Genomic DNA, 8,295 nt, shown 5'->3' on the forward strand with positions numbered 1-8,295 from the left:
CGCCCGGTGTGGTCCCGGGCGGGACCGCGGGCCCGGGGGCGGTGCCCGGCGGGTTCTCAGACGGGTTCTCCGGCGGGTACTCCGGCGGTCTGGCGGCCAGCGTGACGTCCGTCCCGGCGCGCGCGACCAGCAGCGGCGGCGGCACCGGCTCGCCGCGCGGGCCGACCGTGGTGATGCCGTCCGAGCCCGTCACCTCGGCCGCGCTGCGGTAGGTGCCGGGCGGCCGCCGGAGCACCGCCGCGCACCGCACCGTCCGGCCGGGCCCGAGCGCCACCGGCGCCGCCGGGCCGTCGCCGCAGTCGATCCCGTCCGGCACCAGCACGTCCCGCAGCCGCAGGTCGTACAGCGGCCGGTCACCCAGGTCGGCCACCGTGTAGCGGAGGGCGGCGGTGCCGGATCCGGGCGCTCCGGGGGCGGCGTCGACCGCCAGGCCGAGCGCGCTGACCACGCCGGTGTAGCCGGACGGGGCGGTGGCCGCCACCTCCCTGTCGGAGTGTCCGGACCGGCCGCGCGCGGTGGCGGTGGTGTCGTGGACACCGGCCTCGGCGGTGAGCCGGAGCGTGCAGACGACGGTGGCGCCGACCGCCAGCGGTTCGGCTTCGGGGCAGGGCACCGGCCGGGCGGCGTCGGTCACCCGGATCCCCCGCAGGCCGGTCTCCCCGGCGTTGGTGAGCCGGTACTCCTTGACCACGGCCGTGCCGCCCCGGACGGCGGAGCCGGGCGGTCCGGTGACGGTCACGGTGTTCACCCGGACGGCGAGCGTCAGCCCGGCGCAGTCACCGTCCCCGGCAGGTGTCGCCGCCAGGTTCGGCAGTGCCAGCAGGAGGAGGAGCAGGAGCCGACCGCCGTGGCCACCCATCCGTGCCCCCTCGGTACCCGACGATCCGCCAACCCGTTCATCCTTGGGTCCGACCATCCTCGGAACCGGCCCGGAACGCGCGGCCACCGTCCGACACGCCGCCCGATTCACCCACCCGGCGCTGCGGGGCACCCGGGACCGCTCCGCCCTCGGCCGGCCCGGCCGCCGTCCGCCGCACGCCTGCACCGCCGCCCGCACGCCGCCGTGGACCGGAGGCGAGCGGGAGGGAGTGGTACCCGGCCGGCGGCCGCGGGCCGTCCCGCCGGCTCTGCCCTCGGCGAATCTGCGGCGGGCAGAGAATCGCCCTGCGGGGATCCTCCGGGGGCAAGAGTGGGGTCGACGGCATCCCGCATCGACAAGGAGATCCCGATGACTCCCCTCACCACCGCCCCGCCCCGCGCGGACGAGGGCTCCCGGCCGCCCACCCGCTTCGACGACCACCTGGCGGCCCAACTGCTCGCCCAGCGGATCGTCCTCCTCGGCACGGAGGTCGACGACGTGTCGGCCAACCGGGTCTGCGCCCAGCTGCTGCTGCTGTCGGCGGAGGACCCGCGCACCGACATCTGCCTCTACATCAACAGCCCCGGCGGCTCGGTCACCGCGGGCCTCGCGATCTACGACACCATGCGGCTCATCCCGAACGACGTCTCCACCCTGGCGATGGGGTTCGCCGCCAGCATGGGCCAGTTCCTGCTCACCGTCGGGACGCCCGGCAAGCGGTTCGCGCTGCCGAACGCGCGGATCATGATGCACCAGCCCTCGGCGGGCATCGGCGGCACCGCCGCGGACATCGAGATCCAGGCGGAGAACCTCCAGTTCACCAAGAAGGCCATCGAGCGGATCATCGCCGAGCACACCGGGCAGAGCGAGGAGACGATCACCCGGGACGGCGACCGGGACCGCTGGTTCACGGCCGAACAGGCCCGGGAGTACGGGATGGTGGACCGGGTCCTGGAGTCGCTCGCCGACGTCCGCCCGGCCTCCTCCCGGCCGCGGATGGGGCTCTGACATGGGGTCGTACACGGTTCCCTACGTCATCGAGCGCACCGCACAGGGCGAGCGGTCCTACGACGTCTTCAGCCGGCTGCTGAACGAGCGGATCATCTTCCTCGGCACCGAGATCGACGACGGCTTCGCCAACGTCGTCATCGCCCAGCTCCTGCACCTGGAGTCGGAGAACCCGGAGCGCGAGATCTCGCTCTACCTCAACTCGCCGGGCGGGTCGTTCACTTCACTGATGGCGATCTACGACACGATGACCTTCGTGCAGGCGCCGATCTCCACGTTCTGCGTCGGGCAGGCCGCCTCGACGGCGGCGGTGCTGCTGGCCGGCGGAGACCCCGGACGGCGGTTCGTGCTCCAGCACGCACGGGTCCTGCTCGGCCAGCCGGCCAGCGGCGGCCGGCAGGGGACCGTCTCCGACCTCAGCCTCGCGGCCAAGGAGATGGTCCGCATCCGCTCCCAGGTCGAGGAGGTCCTCGCCCGGCACACGCGTCACGACGTGGCGACGCTGCGGGCGGACATGGACCGGGACAAGGTGCTCAGCGCCGAGGAGGCCGTCTCCTACGGGCTCGCCGACGAGGTGCTGAGCCGGCGGAACGCGCTCGTCTGAGCCCGCCCAGGGCCGTGGGCGCGGGCCGGTCGGACGGCGAGCGCACGGCGGCCGGCCCGGCGGCGTGTGCCGCCGGGCCGGTCCGCGGGACGCGCGGTCGCGGTCAGGCCGCGAGGCAGAGGCCGTCGTGGCGCGCCGGGGGCGACACCCGCCCCCGGCCCAGCGAGCCGTGACCCACCGAGCCGTGCGCCACCCGGCCGCGCCCGCCCCGGGCCAGCTCACCCCGGGCCAGCTCGCCCCGGGCCAGCTCGTCCTGGGCGAGCGAGAGCAGGTCGGCGAGGCCGAGGCCCAGGGAGCGGGCGGCGGCCGCGAGCACCTCGGAGGAGGCCTCCTTCCGTCCGCGTTCCAGCTCCGACAGGTACGGCACCGAGATCCGGGCCGCCTCCGCGACGTCCTTCAACGTCCGCTCCTGGGCCAGCCGCTCGCGCCGCAGCGCGTCGCCGACGAGGTCGCGCCACAGGGGTTCCCGGGGCGCGGGGGTCGGGGGGACCCCCGCCGGCCGCTGCGGGGGGCGGGCGGCCGCACCTGGGCCGGGTGAGATCGGCGGGCGCAGCGGGATGACGCGGGCTTCGTTCGGCGTAGGAGTGCTCACACCTTCAGCCTAGGGATCCCGGGCGCCGTGGGAAGGGCACGGCGTTCTGCCCTGGGTGAAGCCACGGGGGACCGCGACCGGGCCGCGGCTCCCGCCCGTTGTCCGGGGCGTGTTCGATCGGCCGTCGACCGCTGAGGCGCCGCGCCAGCGCGGCGGGCCGCCCCGGCGCCGGACCTGTCGGCGGGTCAGCTCCTCGGGGGTGCGTCCGGTCCGCGGTGGCGGCCGGCCCGGCTCCGGGTCGGGGCCGCGTCAGTCGACGACGACCACCATCTTCCCCAGGGCCTGCCCCGCCTCCATCACCCGATGGGCCTCGACGATCTCGCCGAAGCTGAAGACCCGGGTCGGGCGGGCCTTCAGGACGCCCGCCTCGACCTCGGCGCAGATCGCCTCCAGGGGCACGTCGGCGAGCGGGAACGCCGGTGTGCCCAGGACGAAGGCGCTGCCGAAGAAGCTGAGCCTGACCGCACCGGGCAGGTCGGCCATCGGGTCGAAGTCGGCCACCGGTGCGAAGCCGCCGAGGAAGCCGACCTGGCAGACCCGGCCCCGTGGGCGGACCGCGGCCAGCGAATCGCGCAGCACGCTGTTGCCGACGATGTCGAGCAGGGCGTCGACGACGAGGCCCCGGCGGGCGACCTCCGCGGCCAGGTGTCCGTCGTCGATGAGCACGTCGACGGCCCCGAGGTCCTTCAGGAGGGGCCCGTGATCCGGGTTGCGCGTGGTGGCCAGTACGTCGGCGCCGTGCCGGACGGCGAGGTTGACGGCGGCCTGCCCGAGCGAGGAGGTCGCGCCCCGGACCAGCAGCGTCTCCCCCGGCCGGAGGGCGAGGTTGCCGTGCAGGGCGCTGTGGGCCGTGGCGTACACCTCGGGCACGGCGGCCAGATCGGCCCAGGAGAGCCCGGACTCCACGGCCACCACATGGGTGGCCGGGACGGTGACCAGTTCGGCGTAGCTGCCGTTACGGGTCCGCCCCATCCCGCCGAGGATCGCCACCACCCGGGTGCCGACGGGGAGGTCGCCCGAGGGGTCGGCCTCGACGAGGCCGGCGCACTCGATCCCGGGGACGGCCGCCACCGGGCCCCAGGCCCCGCTGCGCATGTACGCCTCGGCGTGGTTGAGACCGAACGCCTTGACCCGGACGAGGACCTCGCCGTCGGCGGGTACCGGGTCGGGCAGTTCGGTGACGGCGAGCACCTCGGGGCCGCCGTGGGCGGAGATGACGATGGCCTTCATGTCCGAACCTCATTCTTGAGTAGTCATTCAACTATGGGGCCGAAAAGAGGGCCACCGCGTACGGTGGCCCGGGAACGCCGCGCCCGTCAGGAGAGCGCGACGAAGGCGTTGTCGACGACGGCCCGCAGGACCGCCGCGTCGGGGTTGGCCTTGCCGACGACCATCAGCCCCTGGCAGGTCGCCACCAGCAGCTTGGCACTGCCGGCCGCGTCGAGCGAGCTCCTGACCTCGCCCCGGCGGACGGCGTTCTCCAGGGCATGGGTCATGCAGCGCTCCAGGCGCGCCAGGTGGCCGCGCACGACGGCCGCCGCCTCGTCGTCCTCCGCGGCCTTCTCGATGGCGGTGTTGACCAGGAGGCAACCCTGCCGCCCCTCGGGGCTGAGCAGGTCGCGGACCAGCCCGTCGAAGTAGCCGCGCACCTGCGCCACCGAGGCGCCCGGCGCCTCCAGCCCCCCGAGCTTCTGTGGGACGACCAGCTTCGAATAGCGCTCCAGCGACTTTACGAAGAGCGCGTGCTTGCCCCCGGGGAACGCGCTGTAGATGCTGCCGGGCTTGACCCCGGTCGCCTTCACCAGATCCTCGATGGAGGTCGCCCGGTAGCCGCGCTCCCAGAATCGCCGCATGGCCTGGTCGAGGACGGCGTCGGGGTCGAACTCACGTGGCCTGGGCATGGGGGAAACATACCTGAGCGTTCATTCAAGAACAAGCCCCGCCCCACCCGCCGCGCGCGGTGGCCCCGCGGCGCGGCGGGGCCGAACCCGGCCATTCCGTGGTTCCCGACAAACCGTCACCTATCGTGTCAGCGCAGGGCAGTGCCCGGGGCAGCAGCGGGCGAACCGTCGTCGGTCCGCCTCGCGAGGACGCCCGGCGCAGCCCTCGTCCACGTCGTCTCGGCTCGCGGCCACGGTGCCCGGTTCTGGCTCGACCGCAGACGCGGGGCCTCCCGCGAGACGTCGCTCCCGATCCGCAAGGAGGCAGTACACCGTGCAGAGAACCACGCGTCTCGCCCTGGCCGTCGCGACCGCGCTCGCGACGGCCGTCGTCGGTGCCCCGTCCGTCGCCGCCTCGACCCCCGAGGCCGACCCGCACACCCGCGGCGGCCACCACGCCGTCTTCGTCCAGACCGACGACCCGGCGGGCAACCGGATCATCGCCTACCGGCGGGCGGACGACGGCCGGCTGAGCCCGGCGGGCAGCTACGACACCCAGGGGCTCGGCGGCGTGCTGGACGGGTCGGTCGCCGACCACCTCGCCTCGCAGGGGTCCCTCACCTACGACCCGGAGCACGCCCTGCTGTACGCCGTGAACGCGGGGAGCGACACCGTCTCGGTCTTCTCCGTGGACGGCGACCGCCTCGCGCTGCGGCAGGTGGTCGGCTCCGGCGGCCGCTTCCCGGTGAGCGTCGCCGTGCACGACGACGCGGTGTTCGTGCTCAACGCCCTGGACGGCGGCTCGGTCCAGGGTTACACCGTCCACGACGGCCGCCTGCATGAGCGGGCCGACTGGAACCGCTGCCTGGGGCTCGACCCGAACGCCGCGCCGCAGTTCACCAACACCCCCGGCCAGGTGGGCTTCACCGGCGAGGGCGACCAGCTGGTGGTCACCACCAAGGCCAACGGCAGCAACCTGCTGGTGTTCGGCCTCGACCGTTCCGGCACCCCGGCCGACTCCCCCGTGGTGACGCACCTGCCCGGCGCCGTGCCCTTCGCCTTCGTCCCCGACGGCCGGCACGGCCTCTACCTGGCCGAGGCGGGCACCAACGCCGTGGCGACCTTCGCCGTCCACCCGGACGGCACCGCCTCGCAGCAGGCCTTCGCGGCCACCGGCCAGTCGGCGACCTGCTGGATCGTCGCCGTCCGCGACCTGCTGTTCGCCTCGAACGCGGGCAGCTCGACCCTCAGCGGCTTCCGGACGGCCGACCACGGGCGGCAGTTGACCGCACTGGGCAACACGCCCACCCACCCCGGCACCGTCGACGCGGCGGTGTCCTCGGACGGGCGCTACCTCTACGCCCAGACCGGGGTCGACGGCGTCGTGGACGAGTTCGCGGTCGACCCCGACGGCTCGCTCACCGCGCTGGGCTCGCAGACCGTGCCCCAGGGGGTCGGCGGCGAGGGCATCGTCGCCTTCTGACGGGCGCGCCCGCGGCTCCCGGAACGCCTGTGCTCCGTCGCCCGGTGGGCGGCGGAGCACAGGGCTGTCGGGCGGGACCGGACGCGGGATCAGAAGGTGAGGTTCCAGGCGTCGATCGTGCCGGTGTCGCCGGAGGCTCCGTCCTTGACCCGGAGCTTCCAGGTGCCGTTCGCCGCGCTCGCGGAGGCGTTCACGGTGTACGTCTTGGCGACGTCGTCGGCGCTGTCGCCGTTCGCGAAGTCCTCCAGCAGGTAGACCGTGCCGTTCGGGGCGACCAGGGAGATCACCAGGTCACCGCGGTAGGTGTGCTTGATGTCCACGCCGACCTTGAGGGTCGCGGGGGCGTTGCCGGTCACGCCGGTGACGGCGATCGGGCTGTCCACCGTGGCGTTGTCGGCGATCGCCGCGTCGGTCAGGTTCTCGAAGTACTTGCCGGTCGGCGGCGTGGTGGTGCCGCCGACCGCCTTCAGCGCGTCGACCTGTCCCTCGCCGAAGAAGGCGTTGTTCGCGGTGGTGCCGGTGCAGCGGCCGTCCGAGCCGGGGCAGGCCACGTCGTTGGCCTGGGTGGCGAGGCGGGCCCGGATGCCGGCCGGGGTGAGCGTCGGGTCGGCACTGGCGATCAGCGCGGCCACGCCGGTGACGTGCGGGGACGCCATCGAGGTGCCGCTCTTGGTCCCGTACTTGCCGCCGGGCAGGGTCGAGTAGACGCCGTTGGCCCCGTCGCCGCCGGGGGCCGCGACGTCGATGACGCCCTTGCCGAAGTTGGAGTAGGAGGCCTTGGCGCTGCCGCTGCCCATGGCGGCGACGGTGACCACGCCGGGGAGCTCGGTCGGGATGTCCAGGCAGGCGTTGCTGATGGTCCGGGTGACCGGCGTCGAGTCGTTCGGGCTCTCGCTGTCGGTCGTCTTGTTGGCCAGGTCGTAGTCGGAGTTGCCGGCCGCGGCGACCTGGAGCGAGCCCTTGCCCTCGGCGTACTCCTGGGCGCGCTTGACGCCCTCGATGATGGCCGCCTGGTCGACGTTGTCCGGGCAGTTGAACTGCCACGGGTCGGTGTAGTAGCTGTTGTTGGTCACCTTGAAGCCGTGGTCACCGGCCCAGACGAAGCCGCAGACGGTGTTCTCGGCGTAGAAGAGGGTGCTGGTCGGTTCGGCTATCCGGACCGAGGCTATCTTCACGCCCGGGGCGACGCCGACGACGCCCTTGCCGTTCTTGGCCGCCGCTATGGTGCCCGCGACGTGGGTGCCGTGGGTGTCGACGTCCCGCCAGGCGCCGGTGCGGGTGTCCGCCTTGCCGTAGGCGCAGGAGGCCGAGTCGGCGGCGTCGAAGTTCGGCGCGAGGTCCTGGTGCTGGTCGTCCACCCCGGTGTCGAGGACGCCGACCTTGACGGTGGAGGAGCCGGTGCTGACGGCCCACGCCTGGTCGGCCTTGATCTGGGTCATGTCCCAGCGGTTCGACTCGGTGAGGGTGGTGGCCGCCTGGGCCGGGTTGGCGGGCAGCGCGGGGTTGTACGCGTCGGCCGGCACGTCGGAGGTGCGGGTCGCGCCGACCTGCTGGACACCGGCCGCGCCGCGCACCGCGGTCGCGAAGCTGGCCGAGGTGGAGTGGGCGACGATCACGCCGATCGCGTCGTAGCTCGCGAAGACCGTGCCGCCGTTGGCGGTGACGGCGCTCCTGGCGGCGGCGGTGTCGGCGGGTGCGCTGATCACCAGGTAGGCGCGCGTCCCGGCGGCCCAGCCGGCGGCGACCTGCGGGGCGGTGGCGGCGGCGGGCGCCGCGGCGGCGGTCGGCACACCGGCGGCGGGCGCCCCGGCGGCCGTGGGGGCGGCGGCCGCGAGGGGGGCGGCGGTGGCCGTCGTGCCGGGGACGGCC

At 74.4% G+C, this 8,295-nt stretch carries 7 protein-coding genes and 1 pseudogene; 3 read left to right on the plus strand and 5 right to left on the minus strand.

Going from position 1 to position 8,295, the window contains the following annotated elements:
- A pseudogene (locus tag ACFWA9_RS36650) lies at positions 1-859 on the minus strand (hypothetical protein); the annotation flags it as partial.
- A gap of 369 nt (positions 860-1,228) precedes the next feature.
- On the opposite strand from ACFWA9_RS36650, the gene ACFWA9_RS36655 reads away from it, so the two are divergent.
- Together ACFWA9_RS36655 and ACFWA9_RS36660 are read left to right on the plus strand one after the other, a co-directional pair.
- Entirely contained in the window at positions 1,229-1,867 is a 639-nt protein-coding gene (locus ACFWA9_RS36655; protein ID WP_352294006.1) for an ATP-dependent Clp protease proteolytic subunit, read from the plus strand.
- Position 1,868: 1 nt separating this feature from the next.
- A complete protein-coding gene (locus ACFWA9_RS36660) occupies positions 1,869-2,471 on the plus strand; it encodes an ATP-dependent Clp protease proteolytic subunit (protein ID WP_352294008.1) in 603 nt (200 codons plus the stop codon).
- A gap of 103 nt (positions 2,472-2,574) precedes the next feature.
- Here the strand turns inward: ACFWA9_RS36660 and ACFWA9_RS36665 are convergent, their stop codons facing one another.
- The 3 genes from ACFWA9_RS36665 to ACFWA9_RS36675 all read right to left on the minus strand — a co-directional run bounded on the left by ACFWA9_RS36665 (position 2,575) and on the right by ACFWA9_RS36675 (position 4,964).
- Positions 2,575-3,063, minus strand: coding sequence for a helix-turn-helix domain-containing protein (locus ACFWA9_RS36665; protein WP_380393457.1), 489 nt, complete (start codon positions 3,061-3,063; stop codon positions 2,575-2,577).
- Positions 3,064-3,312: 249 nt separating this feature from the next.
- The gene (locus tag ACFWA9_RS36670; RefSeq protein ID WP_380393460.1) at positions 3,313-4,293 is read right to left on the minus strand and encodes a zinc-binding dehydrogenase; all 981 of its coding nucleotides are present in this window, start codon (positions 4,291-4,293) and stop codon (positions 3,313-3,315) included.
- Positions 4,294-4,379: 86 nt separating this feature from the next.
- The gene (locus tag ACFWA9_RS36675) at positions 4,380-4,964 is read right to left on the minus strand and encodes a TetR/AcrR family transcriptional regulator (protein ID WP_380393463.1); all 585 of its coding nucleotides are present in this window, start codon (positions 4,962-4,964) and stop codon (positions 4,380-4,382) included.
- Positions 4,965-5,277: 313 nt separating this feature from the next.
- On the opposite strand from ACFWA9_RS36675, the gene ACFWA9_RS36680 reads away from it, so the two are divergent.
- Entirely contained in the window at positions 5,278-6,426 is a 1,149-nt protein-coding gene (locus ACFWA9_RS36680; protein WP_380393465.1) for a lactonase family protein, read from the plus strand.
- 89 nt (positions 6,427-6,515) lie between these two features.
- Here the strand turns inward: ACFWA9_RS36680 and ACFWA9_RS36685 are convergent.
- On the minus strand, positions 6,516-8,295 hold a 1,780-nt coding region (locus tag ACFWA9_RS36685), incomplete at its 5' end, for a S8 family serine peptidase (RefSeq protein WP_380393468.1).

It is taken from the genome of Kitasatospora sp. NPDC059973, from assembly GCF_042737525.1.
Lineage (GTDB): Bacteria > Actinomycetota > Actinomycetes > Streptomycetales > Streptomycetaceae > Kitasatospora.